The following is a 21322-nucleotide window of genomic DNA, read 5'->3' on the forward strand; positions in this document are numbered from 1 at the left end:
CATCAAGCTTACGTGTAAAGAGGTGCCTGTGTTGCGGAAAAGACACCGGGAGCACATCAGGGAAATCGTGTATCCATACATCAAGGAGTTAGTACAAACCTAGATCGACAGCATGTATCAATAAAAGAGGCTGCGAAAGTATGAGTAACTGCCTCATCTTTTCCCGGCCTCCCAAGCTATAATCAACTTTCCAGTTGCTCAATCCTAATCCGGGTCACCTCACCTTCAACACTCTCAAGAGATTCGATCTGCTCTATCGCCTGATTCATCTGACGCTCCAGTACACGATGGGTCAACAGCACCAGCGAAACAGAAGCACCTTTCTCAGTCGGCTCTTTCTGTTTGATCGCCTCGATACTAATACCGGATTCCGCCAGCATGCCGGCAATCGTCGCCATCACTCCTGATTTATCAGCTACCTGAAGGCGCAGATAATAGGCCGTCTCAATCTCATCTATGCTGAGTATCGGAATATCGGAGAGTTCATTGGGTTGAAATGCCAGATGAGGTACCCGGTTCTCCGGATCTGTGGTCAAGGCACGCACCACATCCACCGCGTCGGCCACTACGGCAGAAGCCGTGGGCTCTGCACCCGCCCCTGCACCGTAATAGAGTGTTGGCCCTACGGCATCACCCATCACCAGCACCGCATTCATCACACCATCGACATTAGCAATCAATCGACGCTCCGGTATCAAGGTTGGATGCACCCGCATCTCCACACCGTTCCCATTCCTGCGGGCAATCCCCAGATGCTTGATACGGTAGCCAAATTCACCGGCATAAGCGACATCCTGCTGGCCTATTTTGCTAATACCTTCGGTATAAGTCTTATCGAACTGCAATGGAATACCGAAAGCAATGGCGCCGATAATGGTCAGTTTATGAGCAGCATCTATCCCTTCAACGTCAAAGGTAGGATCAGCCTCTGCGTAACCCAGGGCTTGAGCTTCAGCCAGCACATCATCAAAGTCGCGTCCCTTATCCTGCATTTCACTCAGAATAAAGTTGCCTGTGCCATTGATAATACCGACAGCCCATTCAATACGGTTGGCCGCCAGACCTTCGCGCATCGCCTTGATGATGGGAATTCCCCCAGCCACAGCAGCTTCAAAAGCAACAGTCACACCTTTCGCCTGAGCTGCAGCAAAAATTTCATTTCCGTGCAGCGCAATCAGCGCCTTGTTGGCGGTAATCACATGCTTGCCGTTTTCGATCGCCTGGAGCACCAGTTCCTTGGCTGGAGAGTAGCCACCGATCAACTCGATAACGATCTCCACTTCCGGGTTGTTGACCACATCAAAAGCATCATCTGTGATCTCAATCTGATCCAGTCCGGTGATTGAGTCAGCATCATAATCCCGTGCGGCAGCATGGGTAATACGAATACCCCGCCCAGCGCGGCGCGCAATCTCTTCCGCATTCCGTGTTAACACGTTCACGGTACCACCACCCACTGTACCCAATCCCAGAAGACCTACTTTGACTGCGTCCAAACTTCTTCTCCCTTCAACCTAAATGTAGTATTTCAAAAAAGGTGAACTCTCTACCTGCTAAAATCGGATGACCCGGCAACCCTTGAAGAGCCACCGTCATTTCTGATGCTGACTAATCCTTATCGGCATCGGCCCTGAACATATCCCGGATACCGCGTACCGCCTGCCGGGTCCTTTGCTCGTTTTCAATCAGACTGAAACGCACATAATCATCGCCATGAGCACCAAAGCCAATACCGGGAGAGACTGCAACCTTAGCATCCTTGAGCAGTTTCTTTGAGAATTCCAGAGAACCCATTTCCCGATACTGTTGGGGAATCTGTGCCCAGACAAACATCGTCGCTTTGGGTTTCTCCACCTGCCAGCCAGCAGCATAGAGCCCATCGCAAAGCACATCACGGCGTAGCAGGTACATGTCTCTGATCTCTTTGACACACTCCTGAGGACCTTCGAGTGCTGCAATGGCGGCTACCTGAATCGGAGTAAACATACCATAGTCCAGATATGACTTGATCCTGGCCAGAGCAGCAACCAGAGTCTGGTTGCCACACATAAACCCAACGCGCCAGCCGGGCATATTATAACTCTTGGAGAGCGAGAAGAACTCCACCGCAATCTCATCTGCCCCGGGGACCTGCATAATGGATGGCGCCACGTAATCATCGAAAACGATATCTGCGTAAGCAATATCGTGAATTACCCAGATATTGTTTTTCTTGGCGATGGCAACCACCTTCTCGAAAAACTCCAAATCCACACACTGGGTAGTTGGGTTACCGGGAAAATTCAGGACCAGCATCTTGGGTCGGGGCCAGGAGTCTTCAATCGCCTCCTCCAGCTTACTGAAAAAATCCACACCCGGGACAAGCGGCACGTGACGAATATCCGCACCGGCAATGACAAACCCATAGGGATGGATAGGATAAGCCGGATTAGGAACCAATACCGAATCACCTGGGCCAAGACAGGCCAAAGCCAAGTGGGCCAAACCCTCTTTGGAACCAATGGTCACTATCGCCTGGGTTTCCGGATCCAGCTCCACATCAAAACGGGTTTTGTACCAGTTGCAAATCGCACGCCGCAGACGGGGAACACCTCGGGACATGGAGTAGCGATGGGTATCCTTACGCTGGGAGGCCTCTACCAGTTTTTGCACAATGTGGTCAGGGGTCGGCTGATCGGGATTCCCCATGCCGAAATCGATAATGTCTTCACCCCGTGCTCGCGCTGCCGCTTTCAATTCATTAACGATATTGAAAACATAGGGTGGCAAGCGCTTGATTCTACGGAATTCTTCCATTTCTAGCGTGGACACGGGAACCTCTCTTCTAATCTATTTAAATGTTATGTGAAAAACGATTAGGCTAACTGAGCGGAGTCTAAAATGTCAATAAAATTAAATGGATAGTATGGGATTTTGCAGAGTTTAAATAACATTCTATATTCTCGAAATTACCGCGCATATTTTTATGGGTATGGAGAGTCCACCGATATATTAAGAATTTGTCGAAATTTTGCATCCACCCAAGAGTGCCTGCTATCTTTACTCCCATGAAATTCGCTCTTGCTGACGAAACCAACGGCTATACCATCCAATCATATTCTGATGAGTCGGTAGTCATCGACAATGCCATCTATCGTTCAAATCTGGTCATACTCACAAACCGATTGCTGCCCGGGTGGCGACCAAACTCGTTTCAGGATCTGGAAGTGGGAGATTTTGAAAAGCTGGTTGAATTAAAACCTGATCTGGTAATTCTGGGTACCGGCAAGCAACAGCAGTTTCCTCTACCGAAACTCTACCAATCACTGGTTATCGCTGGAATCGGGTTGGAAATCATGACCACGCCCGCGGCCTGCCGAACCTACAACATCCTGGTATCGGAAGGCCGTATGGTTGCTACAGCTCTGATATTAAAGTAGAAACTCTGATCTTTCACAGCGAAGGAGATAGATGGAACCGCCCCGTTTACTCTTCCAACACCTTCACATCGGAATCTGGATACTCCTCTCGGCAACTTATGCAATGCAGCCTAGTGGAGAATATCGGACTCCATAAGGATCAACACCAGCACCGTGACCATAGTCGGCAGAATACCAACACCGCCAACAATGGCATAAACCGCCACTTCCATCATACTAGGTAGGTATACCCAACCCAGCGAGTCCTGAAACCGTGGGTAACATCAGGATCATGTAGATGAAAATGCAGCTCCGTTTTGCACAGATTTGCCAATGGCACATGACATACCAGCTATCCTGCTCTTTTGAGCGTCTTGCACGCCACAAAGTGTAGGTCAGGGAGACGAGAGAGACAATTCAGAAACAAGGCTAAAAGCTGCCAAAAAGTGCGACACCATCGCCTGACTGAAGCTCAGGAGAAAAAAGTCATCGAAACGATTCGGGATCAATACAAATCCGGCTTTGCGCTCTGGACTCGAGGTTTCCAACCAGTTTCGGGGAATTAGCATCCCTGTGCGGACTATGTGCGACTACCTATAAGTGCAGGGGTTTTACACTTCAAAAACCAGTAAAGCAAGCCTGGGAGAAAATCCCGGCAAAAATAGATGTCTGGTTGAAAGATGAGTACCCAAGCATTAAGGAGCGGGCTAAAAAAGAGGGCTCTTCCCACAATCAAGAGGGTAAGTATCACCTAACCACTCCCTCAGGATAAAGATTCAGCCCCCCAAGGTGGAAGTAGATTGCACTGGCAAACCGCTTCTTGTTGCGGAAACCGCTGCTACGCACCTTGATCATCAGGACCGACTTGAACTCCTTGAGCAACTGGGAGACCCGCTGCCAAAGCTGGAAAGGACCGTAGACTGGGAGGTTTTTCGAGTATTGCTGGGCTCAGTTTATAAAAACAGTGATCCCGGTAAAGGTGAGCGCCCACCTTACGATGCGGTACTGATGTTCAAGGTGTTGGTCCTACAGCATTTGTTCAATCTGTCCGGTGATCAAGCAGAGTTCCAAATTCGGGAACGCTATAGCTTTTGTCGTTTTCCTGGGCTGAGCCCGGAAGGTAAGGTATCCGATACTAAAACAGTTTGGGTATATCGTGAGCGCCAGAAAGAACGGGGCCTTGTTGATAAACTCTTTTCAGAGCTGTTGATCCAGATTGATGCAGCAGGCTTTAGTGCTCGCAAAGAACAGATTGTAGATGCCACTATCGTCCCAGTACCCAGGCAACGTAATACGCGAGAGGAAAATAGGCAAATCTTAAAGATGGGGGCAGCACTGAGGCATGGGGTGATAGCAAACGCCGCCAGAAGAATGTTGAAGCCCACTGGACCATGAAGCATGGTAAAACCCACTATGGGTACAAAAACCACATCAGCATAGACCGGAAGCATAAGGTCATTCGCAAGTATACCATCACATCGGCTGAAGTTCACGATAGCGAGGCCTTCGAAGAACTGCTGGATGAGAACAACAATAATAGCAGTGTCTGGGCCGATTCTGCTTACCGCAATCAGATTCATCGCAAGTCAACACTTAAACGCCCCTCGAATGAACGGGAGCAAGAGGCAAACCGAAAACAATCAAGAGTTCGGGCTCGAGTTGAGCACGTGTTTGCCCAGCAGGCCAATCGACTGGTGCGTAGCATCGGGCAAGTCCGGGCCGACGTGAAGATATCGGCCCTCCAAATTTGCTAGAGACTACTGGCCTTTGCCGGTTTTTTTAGCGGTTCCCTACACTATATGGGCGCTGTATACCTTCAATAGGTGTTTGAAATCTACCTGTATAACCGCAGGATAATAGCAACTCAGTGAGTCATTTCTCTGTTACTCCTCACTGCCTTTTTCCGGTTTCTCCAACGCTTCAGCCTCCTGACGCTTCTTCTCCTGGCTCCTGGCATAGAGGTAGACAATCAAATTCTTCGAGCCGAACATGATGGTGATAAAAACCAAGCCTATCAAAAAACCCAGCCAGGGCTTATCTTTCAATATGGTAATAAACCAGAGCGTACCACCCATTGATAACCTGCCATTCTCTCTTGAACCCAATATTTTTCAGAATATCCGCATAGACCCGGGTGGTTCTACGACAATTGTCAATATCACGATAATTGTTAATGTCACCCTGAGTAGAATTCAGGCATACTGCACCGGCATAACCGCCCAGCGGCCATTCACCACAGTCAGGTAACCCTATGGATCGGAAACTTTTTCTTGGAATTCTCGGCACCACACTAATGGCCTTGGCTGGTGCCATTCTCCTGCCGGGAGGTCGCACCGTGGATAAAGAACCCAAACTCCCCTGGTTGATCACCGTCAATCCATCTGGAGCGGTTTCTGTCTTTGGTCTTACACTGGGAGTAACCACACTGGGCGAGGTGCGTGAACTATTCCAGGAACAGGGAAAGGCCAACCTCTTCTTCTCACCTGAGAAGGAGACCTATGCTATCGAGGTCTATTTTCAGCGGATCTTCCTCAGTGGCCTGCGCGCAGACATGGTGTTCACATTGGATATTGACAGCGACACAGCTTCCAAGATGTATGAGCGGGGTCTCAGGATCAGCAAAATAAGCAGCGGCGCTAAAAAAATAGATCTGGCAGCAGAAGACCAGGATGCCATCGAACTAACAAAGATCAGCCATATTACCTATATTCCCGCTGCCGACCTGGATGATGAACTAATTGCCAAGCGCTTTGGAGAACCTGCTGAACGGTTACAGGAGCAAAATACCGATATCACCCACTGGCTCTACCCGGAGAGAGGCTTGGATATTGCGGTCAATCCCGATGGCAAAGAGGTGCTCCAGTACGTTATGCCAGAAAATTTCGATCAGGTTATCAAGCCGTTGCGACAATAGCCGACAATCCGGCCAGCGCAATTTCAGACGTTATTGTGGAGTCCGATAGTCACGTCAGTGGTATTTTCACGGTGCTGCTTTGCCGAGTCACTGCGCAACAACTCCAGCTGTTCCAGATACTGATTACTCACATCACCCGTGATGTATTCACCATTGAACACCGATGTATCGAACTTCGCCACTTTTGATTTATCAATTTTTCTCACAGCATCGATAAGATCATCAAGGTCCTGGTAGATCAATCGGTCGGAACCTATAACAACACGGATCTCCTCCTCAGTACGACCGTGCGCCACCAGCTCAGTCGCTGACGGCATATCGATCCCATAGACATTCGGGTGACGCACAGCAGGTGCGGCAGAAGCAAAATAAACTCTATTTGCTCCTGCATCGCGGGCCATCTGGACAATCTGTTGAGAGGTGGTGCCACGAACAATGGAGTCATCCACCAGCATCACATTTTTTCCCCTGAACTCCGAATCAATGGCATTCAGCTTCTGTTTTACCGATTTTTTCCGCACCTGCTGACCTGGCATAATAAAAGTACGGCCGATATAACGATTTTTGATAAATCCTTCGGTATATTTCACACTCAGGGAATTGGCCAGCTCAAGTGCTGCGGTACGGCTGGTATCGGGTATGGGAATCACCACATCTATGTCATGATCCGGCCAAATCCGTTTGATTTTCTTAGCCAGCTTAGCCCCCATCCTGGAGCGGGCTTTATGCACAAAGATATTGTCAATAATCGAATCGGGCCTGGCAAAATAGACAAATTCAAAAATACAGGGAGTATATTCGGTATGGGCTGCACATTGGTAGGTGTGCAGCTTGCCCTTCATGTCAATATAAACCACCTCTCCCGGCCGCAGATCGCGCACCAGCTCAAACCCCTGAGAGTCGAGCGCAACACTCTCGGAGGCGATCATATATTCAGTCCCATATTTCGTCTCCCGTTTGCCATAGACAATGGGGCGGATGCCATGGGGATCGCGAAAACCCAACAGGCCGTAGCCGATGATCATCGCTACTACAGCATATGCGCCCCGGCAGCGCTGATGAACAGCCGCAACGGCTTTGAATATGTCCTGTTCGATGATGCGGAGTTTACCCAGCGAATGAAGTTCATGAGCAAAAATATTCAACAGTATTTCTGAATCTGAAGTGGTGTTGATATGCCTGAGATCTTCCCTGTAGAGATCACGCTTCAGCTCTTCTGCATTGGTAAGATTGCCATTGTGCGCCAGAGTGATGCCATAGGGAGAGTTGACATAAAAGGGCTGCGCCTCTGCTGAAGTCGAACAACCCGCCGTTGGATAACGCACGTGGGCAATACCCACATTGCCTCTCAAATCGATCATGTGGCGGGTACGGAAGACATCCCGAGACAATCCATTATCCTTTCTCAGGTAAAGCTTTCGACCATCCATGGTGACAATCCCGGCTGAATCCTGCCCACGATGCTGCAGTACCAACAGAGAATCATAAAGCGCCTGATTGACCGGTTTGTAACCAAATATTCCAGCTATGCCACACATTATTTTAGTTTTCCTAAGATGGTTTTTGGTCGCTCAGAAGCTGAACTTCCCACCAATATCTGGGGGCAGCAGTTCTTTCAGCCAAAGCGCCAACTCCTGGAAATATCCGATCAGCCGTGACTCATGCCACCAGGGATCGTTTGGAAACGGGGTTAATCCCGCAAGCAGTACCAAGACCGCGATCAACAACACTCCCCTGGCCGCACCGAAAAAGATACCAACCAGACGATCTGTCCCGCTCAGCCCAGTCTTATTGACCAACTGCCCCATCAGAAAATTAACCAGAGCACCCAACATCAGCGTTGTGATAAAGAGGATTGCGAAGGAGACCCCCAGACGCACAGAAGGCAGAGCGAACCAATCGATCTGTTCTGCAAGTTCACGGAAAAAAGTCCAGGCAACCCAAAATGCCAGCACCCAGACAGCGAGGGAAAGCGCTTCTCGTACAAAACCGCGCACCAGACTGATTACGGCAGAGAGCCCGATAATACCGAGGATGATGTAATCAACCCAGATCATGTAACAGATCCACACCTACAAATAAGAGCCCATTGTCCCAGCGGAGGGTATCCGGAAAACAGGGGCTTAAAGGCGAATACTATCAGAGGCTCAGCAATAGAAGAAGTAGCAGTCTTGCCAAAAATAAAATGGGTCTGAGCACAAGACGTGATTCCAGGACAGGATAGGCCTGGTACAGGGGGAATTCCTGAATTTAACTCCGGCCGGAGAAGCAAAAAGCCCCGGGCACTCTCATCTGCGCCCGGGACCTGGAGTATAATGGAAAAGCCGAAAGATCTGGCCTGCCCAGTCCTTGAACCCGCCGCCAGAAGTTCCACCGGAGTCCTGCAGTGCCACTGTACTGAGTATGGGGTTTTCCCCTTAAATCCTTCGCAACACCGATCTCACCAAAGAATATCAGACGATCATCATCGGTCAGCAGTTAAACGCCAAACCGCCCCTCAATGCGGGTTCTGTTTGGGGTCCTAGGGATTTTCCCTCGTAAACGGACATAAACGGCTAGATCCCTTTCCCCGCCTACGTTTCCCGAGAGGGGTACTTTTCGATTTCCGAACATTTTAGGGTAATTTGGCTAGAATCGTGGCCTTTAGGTAACGATTATGACCACAGAGAAACGACTCAAGATCCTCACCGAAGCGGAAATTGTTGACTTGTTCGGCCCGCCAGCACTCAATCAAAACGATCAACGATTCTTCTTCACACTCAATGATATCGAATTGGCCCAGTGCCAGAAGATTCGCAGGCGTGATCAACGCTGCATGTTCGTTGTGTTGCTCGGCTACTTTAAAGTGAAGCCCATTTCTTTGAGTCCCGGCTACCACCAGATCAAGCATGATATTAAATATGTCTGCTCAGAAGTGTTTCCCGGTTCCGGTCTGAGTCCCTTCAATCTAACTCAAAAAACTCGTGTGCGTATCTATCATCGCATATACGAATTAACAAACCATCAACGCTGGGAGAACGAACGGCACAGCGCCGCGCTGACAATAGACCTTCGCGAACACGCACAAGCATGGGCTCAACCGCGAGCGTTGTTTGACAGGGCTATTGAATACTTAGCGGCACAAAAAATTAGCATTCCTGGGTACTCAGTTTTGCAAGACTTGATCAGTGATGTCGTCAGTGCTACCAACGATCAACTCATTCGCCAACTCGAAGACCTCATCTCTGTTGACTTGACTTCTATGTTGTCTGACTTTGTCGAAGGCAATGACCCACTGACTCTACGGCGGTTAAGAATGGCGGCTAAGAACATTACAAGGAGTGAGTTGCAAAAAGAACTCGCCGTACATCAGCACATTCAATCTTGGATGCTAGAAGTCGATGAGGTTTTAAGTCAGCTATCAATATCGTTGAAGAATCAGCAGTACTTTGCTGAAAGAGTGACTTACTATGGTGCCAAACTAAAACGCCAACCTGTTGGTTATCAACGCCTCTACTTGTTGTGCTATTTGCAATCGCGTTGGCAACAGGCACTGGAACGAATAGCCGATGGCTTTGTTCATCATCTTTTTCAAAGAAAACAGAAAGCCAAAATATACGCGAGAGAATCTGTTTATCAAGACTGGCAACGAGCTGCGAGTAACGTCAGTAAAGCGGCGCAAGTGTTGCGTCTTTTTATCGACGACAGAGTAGATCAACAACAACCGTTTGGGGCGTTACGGCAGCATGCTTTTAAACTTCTAGCGGCGAAAGATCTGGAATCCGTTTGCCTGTTTTTGAATGATCAAAAGCGATCGGTTGAAGAGGCCACGTGGCAGTACTTCGATCACCGGGTGAGCTTACGAGAAGGCTTACTTCGTGATCTATTCCTGTGCTTGCACTTTGAAGGCGGTGAAAAAACACAGCGCCTGGCAGCTACACTGCATCGTGCGCAGCGTGATCTTATCGCCGATGGTGAAATCTCAATCGGCGCAATGGATAGCCGCTTGCCTACCAAGAAGCAATTGTCGTTCATGCAAGACTCGAGCGGCGTGATGAATAAAGGTCGGTACGAATGGTTCCTTTACTTGCAAATCCCCAATCGGTTGAATGGCCAGCTCACACTGCCAAATGTGTTTAAATACAGGGCTTTGGAGGCTGATCTAGTCAATCGTGAGCGATGGACAGAAGAAAAAGACGCGCTATTAGAGCGCACCCAGTTGCCTAAATTAGCCGCCAATCCCAACAAACTCATTGACCAAATGGCCAAAAACCTGGGTGTTAGATTACAAGAAGTGAGTCACTATCTAGAACACGATGACAACCGAAATATTATCCTGAGAAACCCCAAAGGAAAGCGCCATTGGCGCTTACCCACGGCCAACAAAAAGTACTTGGTCAATAATCCGTTCTTCCAGCAACTACCCACGACTGGCGTTGCCGATGTGTTGCGAATGGTCGATCGCGACACAGGCTTCCTTGATGACTTTAAGCATGTACTGGGTGCACAGTCGAAGAGCCGAGCACACGAGTATGACCTGTTGGCTATCTTGGTGGGCAACGCGACCAACCAAGGCATTTATGGTATCGCTCAAATATCCGATCGCACTTACGATCAGCTCAGCACCATTCAGGCGAACTATCTGAGGTTAGAAACACTGAACGCAGCCAACGATCGCATCAACAACGCAACGGCTAAGCTTCCGATCTTCAAGCACTACAATATCCAAGAAGATGTTATCCACGCCAGTGCTGATGGTCAGAAGTTCGAATCCCGGCGTGAGACATTTAAAACACGTTACTCGTCAAAATACTTTGGCACGCAAAAAGGCGTGTCGGCCATGAGCTTGATCGCCAATCATGCGGCCATCAATGCTCGTGTGATCGGTGCTAACGAGCACGAGTCCCACTACATCTTCGATCTACTGATGAACAATAGTTCCGAGATCGTGCCAGACGTACTGTCTACCGATACGCACGGAGTCAATCACATCAACTTCGCATTGCTAGATCTCTTTGGGTACAGCTTTGCTCCACGCTATGCTCAGGTGGGTCGTGTCATCAATGAGATGTTCGATGTCAAAGAAGACAAGGATAAGAAAATCCAATTGAGTCTGAAAAAGCCCATCAACACCAAGCTCATCGCGGCTCACTGGGATACTATACAACGGATCATGATCTCACTTTATGAACGCAAAACAACGCAAGCGACATTGGTTAGAAAGCTCTCAGGTTACAAAAGCAGCCACCCGTTACTCGGGGCACTAACGGAATACAATCGTATGGTGAAAGCGAATTATTTACTCAACTACATCGATGACGTCAGTCTGCGCGACTACGTTCAGCGAGCACTCAATCGAGGCGAGGCTTACCACCAACTGCGTCGTGCAATCAGCAACGTCAATGGTGATCAGTTCCGCGGCAGCTCGGATGAGGAGATCCAACTGTGGAACGAATGTGCTCGCCTGGTTACCAACGCTATAATCTACTTTAACTCGGCCATACTCAGTCAGTTGCTGACTAGCTTTGAATATCAGAAGGATGATGAAAAAATCCAGATCGTCAAATCAAGCCTCCCCAGTTGCCTGGTACAACATCAACCTGAAAGGCACCTACAACTTCCAAATGAGTGGGAAATTGCCGGATCTGGACGAATTAATGAGCCCAATCGACGGTTATAAGCCTGTTCAGGAAAAGTACCCACATCCGGAAACGTAAGCAGGGCATGGGATCTAGCCGTTTATGTCCGTTTACGAGGGAAAATCCCTAGGACCCCTTTCTGTTTTCTTTGAAAAAGATGATGAACAAAGCCATCGGCTATTCGTTCCAGTGCCTGTTGCCAACGCGATTGCAAATAGCACAACAAGTAGAGGCGTTGATAACCAACAGGTTGGCGTTTTAGTTTGGCACCATAGTAAGTCACTCTTTCAGCAAAGTACTGCTGATTCTTCAACGATATTGATAGCTGACTTAAAACCTCATCGACTTCTAGCATCCAAGATTGAATGTGCTGATGTACGGCGAGTTCTTTTTGCAACTCACTCCTTGTAATGTTCTTAGCCGCCATTCTTAACCGCCGTAGAGTCAGTGGGTCATTGCCTTCGACAAAGTCAGACAACATAGAAGTCAAGTCAACAGAGATGAGGTCTTCGAGTTGGCGAATGAGTTGATCGTTGGTAGCACTGACGACATCACTGATCAAGTCTTGCAAAACTGAGTACCCAGGAATGCTAATTTTTTGTGCCGCTAAGTATTCAATAGCCCTGTCAAACAACGCTCGCGGTTGAGCCCATGCTTGTGCGTGTTCGCGAAGGTCTATTGTCAGCGCGGCGCTGTGCCGTTCGTTCTCCCAGCGTTGATGGTTTGTTAATTCGTATATGCGATGATAGATACGCACACGAGTTTTTTGAGTTAGATTGAAGGGACTCAGACCGGAACCGGGAAACACTTCTGAGCAGACATATTTAATATCATGCTTGATCTGGTGGTAGCCGGGACTCAAAGAAATGGGCTTCACTTTAAAGTAGCCGAGCAACACAACGAACATGCAGCGTTGATCACGCCTGCGAATCTTCTGGCACTGGGCCAATTCGATATCATTGAGTGTGAAGAAGAATCGTTGATCGTTTTGATTGAGTGCTGGCGGGCCGAACAAGTCAACAATTTCCGCTTCGGTGAGGATCTTGAGTCGTTTCTCTGTGGTCATAATCGTTACCTAAAGGCCACGATTCTAGCCAAATTACCCTAAAATGTTCGGAAATCGAAAAGTACCCCTCTCGGGAAACGTAGGCGGGGAAAGGGATCTAGCCGTTTATGTCCGTTTACGAGGGAAAATCCCTAGGACCCCTAATATAATCGTGATCCGTAAAATTCTCTTAAAACCCTCGTTGATTGGTTCTTCAATTCTCCCCTGCAGGTGTGCAAAGCCCCACAGTGCTACATAAATAATCACCAAATTGGTAAAAATAGGTGTTAGCCAGATGATGACCTCTGCTGAGGCAGTCGATACATACGTGCTTAGCGCAGTATCAACCTGTGTTTGGAGGTCTTGAAATAGTTTCACTGTAGTTTGGTGTTTCCCTTACCAAGTAAATAAGTGGATGGCCTAGAGAAATTCTGACGCGCCGCAATTGCAGCATTTACGCAGTTTGGTGTTTTCCTTAGTTCACCAGGATTATTGCTGCACTCAGCTAGCTTCTCTTCTCTTTCTGCTTTATTTGCCTTATACCAATCTACTGTTTTTGTTTTCTCTTCTTTGTCGTAGCCGCAACCGCTCCTAGTAATGTGGACGACCTAGCGAAATACAGGCGCCGCTGTATGTTTTCTCGCCGCTGCATTTCTTTCCGCGCCTCGAGCTTCCGCCTTGAGCGCAGCGAGTTTTATCCGCTCGTTCTCCAGCAATCCTTGCTTGTAGATCCATGATGTCTTTCTGATCTTCTGCTCCATCAATGGCTCTGACTAGTCCGTTGATAGTGCTAAACCGCCCTTTGGACTGAGTGAGTGCGGTTTGTGATCTTTCCAAATAGATCGCTGCATTTTTGTTGTCTGCGTTGTAAATTTTTGCTGTCTTGCCATCTAAACCCCAGTGACTGGCAGTGTTAATGCCATAGGATTTCAATGTATTTTCCGGGTTCGTCGAAAGTGCCGTATCGTAGGAGATGGGCGCAAAACTGCCATATCCTCTGGCTCCATTGATAGAATCCAGGAGCTGCTGGGCCTTCTCCAGTTGCGCCTGGAGTTTGCTGATCTGTTCGACCATGTGGGTGACTTGGGTAATCGATTGAGTCAGGTTCGCGATATCAACCACAGGAATACCGCTAGCCTGGGCGGTACTGGTTACCATGGCGAATGCTGCTACGATGTTCTTTTTCATTTCTTCTCAAGCCTTTCTTTGCCGGTGAAATTCGGGAATCTAGTTGCTTGGCTCTTCGCCTACCTCTTTGATGATTCGTTCGGCTAGATTTACCGTGTCAGTAGTGCCAGACAAGATTGCCAGTTCGTCGTTGAATCCCTGTAGGTTCAGTTCGGCAATAACGCTGTTGTGCCCCTGTTTCACCAGAAAACGATGGGGACCCTCAGGCATTTCTTCTCGGATGATCTGGTATTCCCGGTGCGATAATTTGAAACCTTCTACATAGTCGGCTTCGGATGCCTTTGGATTTGGCAATAGAATCATCGTTGCACACTGCTCAATAATGGAGTGGGCAATTGGTGAATTCAGTACATCTCTAGGGCTTTGTGTACCTAGGACCAGGAACCCATTCTGTTTACGGATAGTCTTTAGCTTGTTGTTGGCGAAGTCCTCAAAATACTCATCGAGCAATAACTTCCAGAATTCGTCCACAAAGGCCATGAAACGACGACCGTCAATCAACTCTTCCATTCGATGGAAGAGATACATCATAATCGGTGTCCGGATCTCTGCATGGTCGAGGAATTCAGTGACATCAAAACCGAACAGCCTTTTACTGCCAAATTCCAGATTATCCTCAGGGTTATCGAATACCCAGGCCAGCGAGCCTGCCTAACCAATGTCGGTTATTTCACACCAGCGACGAAGCCGGGATCCAGCCCCTTCCGGATCGGTTTTGTCGAGATAGGCTAATACCGATGACAGACGACGGTTTTCTGATTTTAGTTCAGTCATAACCCCATTCACGGCACTTGTGATCTCGCTCCTCTTGTACTTTTAATTGGTGGGCACCAATCCGTGACCAGTTTTTTAACCAGTGTTTCGAGGAAATGGATATTGCGCGGTGTAGATGCTATTTTGAATGGATTGAAGCCGGTTTTTTCTCCCTTTTTCAATGGAAGATAGGTACCACCCATTGCTCGGACGAAGAGTTCCAGACCACGATCCTTATCAAAGATGACACAGGTTGGTTCATACTTCTGTGCTTGGGCGAGCATGAAAGCCTGAACGACAGTTTTACCTGAGCCAGAAGGCCCAATAATTACGGTATTGCCAAGTGCTTTCTGTTGCTCCTGACGCTTATTTTATATAAATCATTACGTTATCAATATTTCAGGGTCGACTAAATACATCCACCCTTCGCCTGTTCTTAAGTAGGTAATATCACCGGCCCAAACATCATTGGCGGCGACCGGATTAAAGTTCTGATTCAAGCTGAAGCCTTTTTTAATATGTCCTTTTCAATACGTAGGTGCTTATTCTCTCTGCGTAATCGGTGAAGCTCCGTCCGCTCATCGGCTGATAACGCACCGTCTTGTTTTGAGGCTTCAATCTTTGTTTTGCAATCATAGAGTTGATTTGCTCGAATACCCAGTGATTTAGCCGCCTCAGCGACCGAATAACCTTGATCTGTCACCAATCCAACTGCTTCTTCTTTAAAGGCTTGAGGGTAACTCTTGTAAACTCGTTTTTGATTCATATCCGCTACGATAATCAACGGTATTGTCTTTTATTCAAGTGTCCAAATCAATTAAACCAGAACAGTATGGACTGACCTTCCCCCCATCTTAATACCAAGACTTGGATGAGATAATTCATTCTAAGCGGCCCTATTCACAAAGGCCACAGGTGACAAATAATTTAATGCGCTATGAGGCCGCACGTGATTGTAGTGCTCTCGCCATTGATCAATTTCATGTCTAGCGTCATCAATGGACCTGAACCAATGCTGATTTAAGCATTCATTTCTGAATTTACCGTTTAAGCTTTCTACAAACGCATTCTGAGTAGGCTTACCTGGCTGAATAAAACCTAGCTTAACGCCACTTTCTTTTTGCCAGTAGAACATCGCCTTGCTAGTAAACTCAGTACCGTTGTCGCAGATTATTTGATCCGGAGCGCTCCTTAGCTCAATCACCTGAGTTAAAAAACGAGCGACCTGGTGACCATTGATCGAGAAGTCAGAGAGCTGGCCAATAACTTCTCTTGAGTAATCATCAATCACATTAAATACTCGAAAGCGGCGACCATTAGCCAACTGATCACTGACAAAATCCATTGACCAGCGTATATTTTTACCAATGGGCATAATCGTTGGCATTCTTGGTCGTATTATCTTCTTGCGTTTTTTAGTCCTCACTTGAAGACCTTCTTCGTTATAGACTCGGTAGGTCCGCTTCTTGTTTTTCACAAGCCCCTCTCCTCTCAGGAGGCCATGTAAAAACAAATAACCATAACTCGGATGCTTTTTTGCCAGCTCAAGTAACCGTTTGCGTAGAGGCTCATCTTTTCCCCATTGAGTAACGTACCGAAAAGCGGTTCTACTTAAGCCTACTAATAGGCAAGCTCTACGCTCACTTAATTTGAACCGCGACTTAAGGTAGCTCACGATTTGTTTTCTATCAGCAGGCTTTACCACTTTTTTGAGAGCACATCCTTCATCGCCTCAGCTTCAAGCATTTTCTCGGCAAGTAACTTCTTAAGCTTGTTATTTTCGCTTTCAAGCTCTTTGAGCCGTTTGGCTTCTGAGACATCCATCCCGGCGTATTTGCTTCGCCAGTTATAAAAGCACCCGGTTGAAATGCCGAACTGACGACAAATGTCATCAACTTTTACCCCTGACTCATGCTGCTTGATGGCACCAATAATTTGCTCTTCTCTGTAACGCTTCTTCTTCATCTTGAGATCTCCTAATACACAGACTAATTGGAAATCTCATCCTTGTCATGGCTCTATTTCTGGGGGAAAGGTCAGTGAAAATTTACGAAATCTGTAGAATGCAAAGGTGTTCGTCACGAACAGGTCTGGCAGGTTGGTACAGGGCGCGCGCAAGATTGCAAGTTCGTAACGAACAGCGTAAGCTGTCCGGGTCTTCACACAGTGAAAATCAGGCAGAAGACTGGCATGAACTTGCATCTTGCCAAAGGCCAGCCCTTGGAACCCGTGAGGGATATTTTAATAAAAATTCCCCCTTCAATCCCCCTAAAGGTTTGACATTGGCAGATTTTGAATAAAAATAGGGTTTATATCAACTTTCAAGTAGCTGCTAATGGTCAACCAGAAAGATAACACCGATCCTTTAATTCCTGTTGCTCCAGCGGAGCAACAGGAGCTTTCTGGTATCAAAGAAACTTTTAAATCATTACTTCATACGATCATGGAAAAAAACAATCAACTCAACGCCAAATTTGATTTGGCTACAGTGTGGCCAGAAACGGATGACTTGCCAACACTCTATAGTCAATTGACCGATTTAAAACACTGCCTTGACAGCTTTCGCCCCATTGCACCTGAAACGATCATGGACATGCAGGAGGCATGGGATATTCGGTACACCTATGAATCCAATCGTATCGAGGGTAATTCCCTTACATTGGATGAGACCCTACATGTCATCGAAAAGGGTTTAACCATCGGCGGAAAACTCTTGAATGACCATTTAGAGGCTATCAATCATCAGGATGCCATTCATTACATCCGTGACTTTGTTGAAGGGGGTGATGGTAGAGATAGCCAATTCACTGAGCGTATATTGCTCAATATTCATAACCTGATTCTAAAAGGTATTCGAGATCGTGATGCTGGAAGCTACCGTAGGCAGCCTGTTTTTATCTTGCAGTCAGACAGGAAAAAACATGAGTTTCCCGATGCTTACTTATTGAACAAGTTGGTGGAAGATTATTTTATTTTCTATAACGAAAATAAAGATACCATGCATCCGGTTGAAATGGCAGCACACCTACACCAACGACTGGTAAATATTCATCCATTTATTGATGGTAATGGCCGTACCTCACGTTTAGTGATGAACTTGTACTTATTACAACAAGGTTATCCCATCATGATTATTGATTCAGAGATGGATAAAAGGCAGGAGTATTACCGCATTCTAGGGGAATATCGCGGTGTTGCTGACGGTGATAGCAAACCCTTTGAACTATTCATTACTCAGAAAGTTAAAGATGCCTTGTTTGAATATCTGCAATTCATGTCAGCCGACCAGAACGAAGAAGCAAAAGATAAAGGTTACTATTTTTTCAAAAAGATTGAATCCTATCTATCGTGACAAAAGCCTAATTAAATAAATGATTACAAAACCATGAACACACACACCAAAGATAAAGAAGCAGATATTGCCAGTCAGGAAAACGCAGACAAAGCGCCTGCTGGTTTGTATGCTGTTCCCGATACACCAGAACTGAACAGCCTGTTAGTGCTGGAAGATACGTTGCATGAACGTCTTCAAGCAGCTAAAGAAGTCAATCCTGATTTATGGCCAACGATTGTATCTAAACTCAGGGTCGATTGGACATATAACTCCAACACCATTGAAGGTTGTACACTCAGCCGTGGTGAAACTCACTTTTTCTTGACGGAAGGTTTAACCGTTGAAGGTAAACCATTAAAAGATTTTACCGATGCGCAGAACCACGCCGAAGCCATGAGCCCGCAATGGCAACGTGTCAAAAAGAAAGCCCATCCGGACGAATACAAAAAATAACCTAATCATGTAGTTTAGGCGGATGGTTCCATCCATTGGTATGTTGAGCCGTTACAGGTGCCGGATCAAATGGAAGCGTTAGTGAATTGGCTCACTGAAAATATTGACCAACACCATCCAATTATTATTGCAGCCCTTATCCATTACAACCTTGTCAGAATACATGCCTTTGATGATGGTAATGGGAGTGGTTCTCGTATCTTAATGAACCTCATTTTAATGAAACAAGATTTTTCCCAGCAGTGATCCGCACGGAGAAAAAGCGTTTGTATTTGGATGCACTAAAGCAAGCAGATAGTGGTGACATTAATCCCTTTATGCAGTTTATCGCCAGTGAATTAATCCAGACCCAAGAAAAAGTCATTGCCGACTTACAATCCAAACCTCAGTAGACCCTAATGACCCGCTATGAACGAAAAAAGGAGAGAATACCAACAGCAATACAGGGAGCAGTATAAATCCCAAGCCAAGCGCGTCAATCTGACATTCAATCAAGATGAATACCGCGCTTTTTCTCGTGTCTCAAAAGCCGAAAATGTAAAAGTCACCTCGTATATCAAACAACTCGCTCTGGCAGGACTGGAAGAACAAGTCCGCATCCCTGAAGAGATTAAAACCGAGCTCAAAACCCTTCTATTTGCTATTCACAATATTGCCAACAACGTAATCAAATAGCTTACTACTCTAATACCGTGCGTAACATGACCATGAGTGACGAAAACAATTTACTGCAATATCTCAAGCAATTGGATGATGTGATTCAGAGCTATACCGAGGGGCGTATTTTAGAAGGGGGACAACGAGACGATGATCATTAAATCCATGTCTCGTAAGAAGCCTTCCTTCGGCCAGTTAATCGAGTACATGTCAGATATTGATAAGTCTGACGAGCAGTACAATGTTTACCAGAATACCTACAGCCGTAAACAGGATGATATTGAGCAGGAATTTTTAAGCAATGCTGCCTATGTCGCTAGGCGCAAAAATGGCAACTATCTTTATCATGGAATTCTCTCCATCACCAAAGCCGAAAAGCTGGATGATAAAAAATAAAAGGAAATATTGCGCGATATTGCCTACCAATATGCCCAACGTTGAGCAACGCACAATCTCGTGTTTGGCACCCTACACGATGACCATGATGATCATCTTCGCTACCATTTATTAATCAGTTCCGATGTGAGTGTGGAGTCAAAAAAGATCCGTCTTGCCAAATCACAGTTTGACAAAATTAAGAAAGAACTCGAATATCGGGTATTAAAAAATTATTCTGAGCTGGAACAAACTGTTGTTATCAACAAATGAAGCCGGTGAAAAGCTATCGAATAAAGGTGCAGAACAAAAACGCCGTACTGGAAAAACACCAGAGCGTGACTTACTCAAAGCTAAACTACAGGGAATTTTTAGTTCAGTGTGATACCAAGGAGGCTTTTTTTACTGCCTTAAAAGAGGTGGGGTTAGAGTTTTATGTGCGTGGAAAAACCATGGGCGTAAAAGACCTGGCTACCGACCGTAATCATCGTTTAAAAACATTGGGCTTACTGGAAAACTTTCAAGCCTTTAAAGAAGAAGCGATTGGATTGGTGACAGATCAAGGTTATTCGGTCGCTGAGGCGGCTAAATACACTGGGTATTCGAGCAAATCAACTCTATGATTGTAAAACAAAGATTGAAGCCTCAAAACAAGACGGTGCGTTATCAGCCGATGAGCGGACGGAGCTTCACCGATTACGCAGAGAGAATAAGCACCTACGTATCGAAAATGAAATAAAGCATCAGTTTATTCAGTGTCACTCAGCCCAGTTGCCGGTTAACCACTTATGCCAAATGGTTGGATTGAGTCGATCAAGCTACTACGCGTGGGTTAAGCGGCCTGCCCTGTTAATCAGCGCTGAAGAGTTACAGCTTTATCGCCGAGCTAAAGCCTTGTTTGCAGCAAGCCGCCAAAGTCTGGGCTCCAGAGAGCTAATGAAAAAACTGCGCGAAGAAGGCTTCTCTATTGGCCGCTATCGAACGAAAACTGTGATGCGTAAGCTAGGGCTGCGCGTCACACAGCGTACCGCCTATAGAGTCACGACAAACCGTCAGCATAGCGATGCAGTAGCGGATAACTTATTGAATCAGAACTTTAATCCGGTCGCCGCCAATGATGTTTTGGCCGGTGATATTACCTACTTAAGAACAGGCGAAGGGTGGATGTATTTAGTCGATCCTGAAATATTCATTCCAGGCACTTAATAATACTGTTGTTTCTGTTTTGCAAACAGGAACAACAGTATGGACATGATATTTTTCAGCACAAAAAGAACCTCCCTCATCCATTTTCTGAAGTTGAAGGCAGCCGCCGCCATAAGCAAGTTAATCTGATCCCCGGCAAAGCCTTTAAGAAAGTTCCTTTTTAGCCTGTGGTCACTCTTTAAGTGACCACAGGCTCAATGCCAGCTCGTCTTCTGAAACGTTTTCTGGCTAATGCCATGGCTTCTCCTGAGGTATTCTTCCTAGCAGCCTTTGGCGTTACTATCTGGGTGTCATTAACCTTTGATTTGCCCTGACCTTTCCCCCAGAAATAGAGCCATGACAAGGATGAGATTTCCAATTAGTCTGTGTATTAGGAGATCT

At 46.7% G+C, this 21322-nt stretch carries 25 protein-coding genes and 4 pseudogenes; 14 read left to right on the forward strand and 15 right to left on the reverse strand.

The window, feature by feature from the left end; translation table 11 throughout:
• Positions 1-182 precede the first annotated feature (182 nt).
• Together MN084_RS09005 and alaC are read right to left on the reverse strand one after the other, a co-directional pair.
• Positions 183-1496 carry a homoserine dehydrogenase gene (locus tag MN084_RS09005; protein ID WP_241087185.1) on the reverse strand — a complete coding sequence of 438 codons (1314 nt, stop codon included), beginning with the start codon at positions 1494-1496 and terminating at the stop codon, positions 183-185.
• A gap of 112 nt (positions 1497-1608) precedes the next feature.
• The gene (alaC, locus tag MN084_RS09010; protein ID WP_241087392.1) at positions 1609-2796 is read right to left on the reverse strand and encodes an alanine transaminase; all 1188 of its coding nucleotides are present in this window, start codon (positions 2794-2796) and stop codon (positions 1609-1611) included.
• A gap of 251 nt (positions 2797-3047) precedes the next feature.
• On the opposite strand from alaC, the gene MN084_RS09015 reads away from it, so the two are divergent.
• The 3 genes from MN084_RS09015 to MN084_RS09025 all read left to right on the forward strand — a co-directional run bounded on the left by MN084_RS09015 (position 3048) and on the right by MN084_RS09025 (position 5152).
• The gene (locus MN084_RS09015) at positions 3048-3419 is read left to right on the forward strand and encodes an Mth938-like domain-containing protein (RefSeq protein WP_241087184.1); all 372 of its coding nucleotides are present in this window, start codon (positions 3048-3050) and stop codon (positions 3417-3419) included.
• Positions 3420-4406: 987 nt separating this feature from the next.
• Positions 4407-4793, forward strand: coding sequence for a transposase (locus MN084_RS09020; RefSeq protein WP_330178493.1), 387 nt, complete (start codon positions 4407-4409; stop codon positions 4791-4793).
• Complete coding sequence (locus tag MN084_RS09025; RefSeq protein WP_241087182.1) at positions 4790-5152, forward strand: transposase; 363 nt, start codon at positions 4790-4792, stop codon at positions 5150-5152. The genes MN084_RS09020 and MN084_RS09025 overlap by 4 nt, the downstream gene beginning before the upstream one ends.
• A 129-nt stretch (positions 5153-5281) precedes the next feature.
• On the opposite strand, the gene MN084_RS09030 is transcribed toward MN084_RS09025, so the two are convergent.
• The gene (locus MN084_RS09030; protein ID WP_330178494.1) at positions 5282-5473 is read right to left on the reverse strand and encodes a hypothetical protein; all 192 of its coding nucleotides are present in this window, start codon (positions 5471-5473) and stop codon (positions 5282-5284) included.
• Positions 5474-5649: 176 nt separating this feature from the next.
• Between MN084_RS09030 and MN084_RS09035 the strand changes: the two genes are divergently transcribed.
• Positions 5650-6312: a hypothetical protein gene (locus MN084_RS09035; RefSeq protein ID WP_241087179.1), complete on the forward strand. Its 663-nt coding sequence runs from the start codon at positions 5650-5652 to the stop codon at positions 6310-6312.
• 23 nt (positions 6313-6335) lie between these two features.
• Here MN084_RS09035 and purF read toward each other — a convergent pair whose 3' ends face one another.
• A complete protein-coding gene (gene purF, locus MN084_RS09040; protein ID WP_241087178.1) occupies positions 6336-7850 on the reverse strand; it encodes an amidophosphoribosyltransferase in 1515 nt (504 codons plus the stop codon).
• Positions 7851-7883: 33 nt separating this feature from the next.
• Positions 7884-8369, reverse strand: a complete 486-nt coding sequence (locus MN084_RS09045) for a CvpA family protein (protein WP_241087177.1) — start codon at positions 8367-8369, stop codon at positions 7884-7886.
• A gap of 599 nt (positions 8370-8968) precedes the next feature.
• Between MN084_RS09045 and MN084_RS09050 the strand changes: the two are divergent.
• Positions 8969-12008, forward strand: a pseudogene (locus MN084_RS09050) (Tn3 family transposase).
• 22 nt (positions 12009-12030) lie between these two features.
• Here MN084_RS09050 and MN084_RS09055 read toward each other — a convergent pair.
• The 5 genes from MN084_RS09055 to MN084_RS09070 all read right to left on the reverse strand — a co-directional run bounded on the left by MN084_RS09055 (position 12031) and on the right by MN084_RS09070 (position 14772).
• Entirely contained in the window at positions 12031-12996 is a 966-nt protein-coding gene (locus MN084_RS09055) for a DUF4158 domain-containing protein (protein ID WP_330178000.1), read from the reverse strand.
• A gap of 105 nt (positions 12997-13101) precedes the next feature.
• Positions 13102-13353, reverse strand: coding sequence for a type IV secretion system protein (locus tag MN084_RS19600; protein ID WP_445083927.1), 252 nt, complete (start codon positions 13351-13353; stop codon positions 13102-13104).
• Entirely contained in the window at positions 13350-13574 is a 225-nt protein-coding gene (locus MN084_RS09060; RefSeq protein WP_330178538.1) for an EexN family lipoprotein, read from the reverse strand. The genes MN084_RS19600 and MN084_RS09060 overlap by 4 nt, the downstream gene beginning before the upstream one ends.
• Entirely contained in the window at positions 13567-14163 is a 597-nt protein-coding gene (locus MN084_RS09065; protein ID WP_330177999.1) for a type IV secretion system protein, read from the reverse strand. Before MN084_RS09065 ends, MN084_RS09060 begins: the two co-directional genes overlap by 8 nt.
• A 39-nt stretch (positions 14164-14202) precedes the next feature.
• Complete coding sequence (locus tag MN084_RS09070; protein ID WP_330178539.1) at positions 14203-14772, reverse strand: TraG/VirB4 family ATPase; 570 nt, start codon at positions 14770-14772, stop codon at positions 14203-14205.
• Here MN084_RS09070 and MN084_RS09075 point away from each other — a divergent pair.
• Complete coding sequence (locus tag MN084_RS09075) at positions 14716-14895, forward strand: hypothetical protein (RefSeq protein ID WP_330177998.1); 180 nt, start codon at positions 14716-14718, stop codon at positions 14893-14895. The two genes, MN084_RS09070 and MN084_RS09075, sit on opposite strands and share 57 nt — an antisense overlap.
• Positions 14896-14945: 50 nt before the next feature.
• On the opposite strand, the gene MN084_RS09080 is transcribed toward MN084_RS09075, so the two are convergent.
• The 3 genes and pseudogenes from MN084_RS09080 to MN084_RS09090 form a co-directional block, all read right to left on the reverse strand.
• On the reverse strand, positions 14946-15245 hold the full coding sequence (locus MN084_RS09080; RefSeq protein WP_445083956.1) for a TraG/VirB4 family ATPase: 300 nt from the start codon (positions 15243-15245) through the stop codon (positions 14946-14948).
• Positions 15246-15424: 179 nt separating this feature from the next.
• A pseudogene (locus MN084_RS09085) lies at positions 15425-15682 on the reverse strand (transposase); the annotation flags it as partial.
• Positions 15683-15802: 120 nt separating this feature from the next.
• Positions 15803-16881, reverse strand: a protein-coding gene (locus MN084_RS09090) for an IS3 family transposase (RefSeq protein ID WP_241085135.1) whose coding sequence is annotated in 2 segments (ribosomal slippage) — positions 15803-16629 and positions 16629-16881 — 1080 coding nt in all. Because the reading frame shifts where the segments join, the coding sequence is not laid out codon by codon here.
• A 370-nt stretch (positions 16882-17251) separates the two neighbouring features.
• Here MN084_RS09090 and MN084_RS09095 point away from each other — a divergent pair.
• The 8 genes and pseudogenes from MN084_RS09095 to MN084_RS09130 all read left to right on the forward strand — a co-directional run.
• On the forward strand, positions 17252-18268 hold the full coding sequence (locus MN084_RS09095; protein WP_330177982.1) for a Fic family protein: 1017 nt from the start codon (positions 17252-17254) through the stop codon (positions 18266-18268).
• 33 nt (positions 18269-18301) lie between these two features.
• Complete coding sequence (locus tag MN084_RS09100) at positions 18302-18703, forward strand: hypothetical protein (RefSeq protein WP_330178496.1); 402 nt, start codon at positions 18302-18304, stop codon at positions 18701-18703.
• 30 nt (positions 18704-18733) lie between these two features.
• On the forward strand, positions 18734-18949 hold the full coding sequence (locus MN084_RS09105) for a Fic family protein (protein WP_330178540.1): 216 nt from the start codon (positions 18734-18736) through the stop codon (positions 18947-18949).
• On the forward strand, positions 18946-19095 hold the full coding sequence (locus tag MN084_RS09110) for a hypothetical protein (protein WP_330177979.1): 150 nt from the start codon (positions 18946-18948) through the stop codon (positions 19093-19095). Before MN084_RS09105 ends, MN084_RS09110 begins: the two co-directional genes overlap by 4 nt.
• A 16-nt stretch (positions 19096-19111) precedes the next feature.
• Positions 19112-19378 (forward strand): hypothetical protein, encoded by a 267-nt coding sequence (locus MN084_RS09115; RefSeq protein WP_330177997.1) that lies wholly within the window; start codon positions 19112-19114, stop codon positions 19376-19378.
• A 132-nt stretch (positions 19379-19510) separates the two neighbouring features.
• Entirely contained in the window at positions 19511-19756 is a 246-nt protein-coding gene (locus MN084_RS09120) for a hypothetical protein (RefSeq protein WP_330177977.1), read from the forward strand.
• Between the two features lie 248 nt (positions 19757-20004).
• The gene (locus MN084_RS09125; protein ID WP_330177976.1) at positions 20005-20358 is read left to right on the forward strand and encodes a hypothetical protein; all 354 of its coding nucleotides are present in this window, start codon (positions 20005-20007) and stop codon (positions 20356-20358) included.
• 70 nt (positions 20359-20428) lie between these two features.
• Positions 20429-20908: pseudogene (locus tag MN084_RS09130) on the forward strand (IS3 family transposase); the annotation flags it as partial.
• A 29-nt stretch (positions 20909-20937) separates the two neighbouring features.
• On the opposite strand, the pseudogene MN084_RS09135 reads toward MN084_RS09130, so the two are convergent.
• Positions 20938-21129 (reverse strand): annotated as a pseudogene (locus MN084_RS09135) (hypothetical protein); the annotation flags it as partial.
• The gene (locus tag MN084_RS19605; protein ID WP_445083813.1) at positions 21120-21284 is read right to left on the reverse strand and encodes a hypothetical protein; all 165 of its coding nucleotides are present in this window, start codon (positions 21282-21284) and stop codon (positions 21120-21122) included. The gene MN084_RS19605 and the pseudogene MN084_RS09135, both read right to left, overlap by 10 nt.
• Positions 21285-21322: the final 38 nt, after the last annotated feature.

This window comes from Candidatus Vondammii sp. HM_W22, from assembly GCF_022530855.2.
Taxonomy (GTDB): Bacteria; Pseudomonadota; Gammaproteobacteria; order Chromatiales; family Chromatiaceae; genus Vondammii.